Below are 1497 nucleotides of genomic sequence, written 5' to 3' on the forward strand. Positions count from 1 at the left end.
TCGACGCCAGGAATTCGGCCGCCGACAGCGCCAGCGTCGTGGCGCCGGCGCCGCCGCTGGCGCCGATGAAGGTGATGATCCGGCTCTTCGTTCCCTGGTTGCCGGTGTCGTGGAAGGTCACGGCATTGAGCAGCTCCTTGCCGTCGAGCGGCTTGTGCAGCCAGTCCGAGGCGTTCATGCGCACCAGCACGCGCGTCTGCTCCGAGCTCAGCTCGTCGGAAACCGCGATCAGCGGCACGCTGGCCCACAGCGCGCGCGCCTCGACGATGCCGGGCCTGCCGAGCAGCTCGCCATTGCCGAGATCGAGGATGACGATGCCCGGGCGCGTATCGGCCGGCGGTCCCTTGAGGAAGTCGCTCGTCTCGGAAACCCTGACGTCATAGATCGCCAGCGCATCGAGCCGCGTCGCCACATCGCGCTTGAAATTCGGGTCCGACGAAAACAGCGCCACCTGCTTGCGCTTGGTCGGCGTAACCTTGGTGTTGATGGCATTCATGACGCGGTGCTCTTCAGATCTTCGCCCGTGACCGTGCTCAGCATGGAGGGCATGGTGATGTTTGCAAAACTCAAAAAGAAGAACTGGAAGTTCACATTTTGGAGGCTGACTGAAATAGTAGGAACGTTTCCTGCGGCTCGCGTCTGATAGCCAAGTCCCGTAGCCGAATAGCGGATGACGACATTGGCTGGCAGCAGCAAGGGGTCGAAGTCGCACATGCCAGGACGACTGCCGGCCACCGGGCCACATATTCCGTCGTCACCTGCAAAAATTCTGCTGAAATTTGTTGCTGACCACACGCCGGCAACACAATGGGCACCTGTGCAACTGCAGGTCGAGGTTGCGCCATTGCAAACATAGGCAAAAGAATTCGCGACAACGGGAGATCCCGGTGTCGTAGTCGGGCCAGCCGTGGAAATCTGCGGCGCGACCGGATCCGAGATTGAGGCTAGCCGTGCACCGGCCTGGACGGCCTTGGTGGCCGAGTTCCACTGATATAATGCATAGCCGAAATCGACGAAGCCGAAGACAAGGGCAAACAGCAGGGTCGAGACAATGGCCATTTCCACTGTCGCCGTGCCGTCCTCTGATTTTGCGAAACGCTTGATCATGATCAGAACCGGATCAACCGCTCCTCGTGAAAGCCATTGAGGGTGATCGGCCCGATACCGAGCAAATACAGTATGCCGACCCCGCTGTAACCGAAGGTGCCCGCCGCCCTGACGATGCAAACCTGTGCGGTGGTGGACCGATATTGAGTGACGCCGGCGACCACGGCATCGTGACAAGAGCCTGAGGCGGCGATGGTCATCGTCACATTCGCCTTCTGCCAGCCGGCGATGCGCGCGGGTGCTGTCCCGGTCGCGTTGCCGAACACCGCGATGTTGGTGGCAATGTCGGCGCAGTCGATCGTCAATCCAGCATTGGTGTACAACTGACTGTTGCAGCGCGCCGCAAAGCGGGCACCGTCCGAAAGCCCGGCTTCCATCAGCAGCTTTTCG

Annotated in this window: 2 protein-coding genes and 1 pseudogene; all 3 read right to left on the minus strand. The window is 60.9% G+C overall.

Annotation, left to right across the window (positions count from 1 at the left end):
- Nucleotides 1–496, minus strand: a pseudogene (locus EN893_RS33615) (pilus assembly protein); the annotation flags it as partial.
- Nucleotides 493–1107: a TadE/TadG family type IV pilus assembly protein gene (locus EN893_RS33620; protein ID WP_127268515.1), complete on the minus strand. Its 615-nt coding sequence runs from the start codon at nt 1105–1107 to the stop codon at nt 493–495. The pseudogene EN893_RS33615 and the gene EN893_RS33620, both read right to left, overlap by 4 nt.
- 2 nt (nt 1108–1109) lie before the next feature.
- Nucleotides 1110–1497: pilus assembly protein (locus EN893_RS33625; RefSeq protein WP_128362160.1), on the minus strand; the 388-nt coding region annotated here is incomplete at its 5' end.

The sequence above is a fragment of the Mesorhizobium sp. M7A.F.Ca.CA.004.04.2.1 genome (assembly GCF_004022825.1).
In the GTDB taxonomy this organism is placed as follows: domain Bacteria; phylum Pseudomonadota; class Alphaproteobacteria; order Rhizobiales; family Rhizobiaceae; genus Mesorhizobium.

Bases quoted from the DNA above. Each gene is read 5' to 3' on its own strand.
- EN893_RS33620 (WP_127268515.1), bottom strand. From the start codon at position 1,107: ATGATCAAGCGTTTCGCAAAATCAGAGGACGGCACGGCGACAGTGGAA.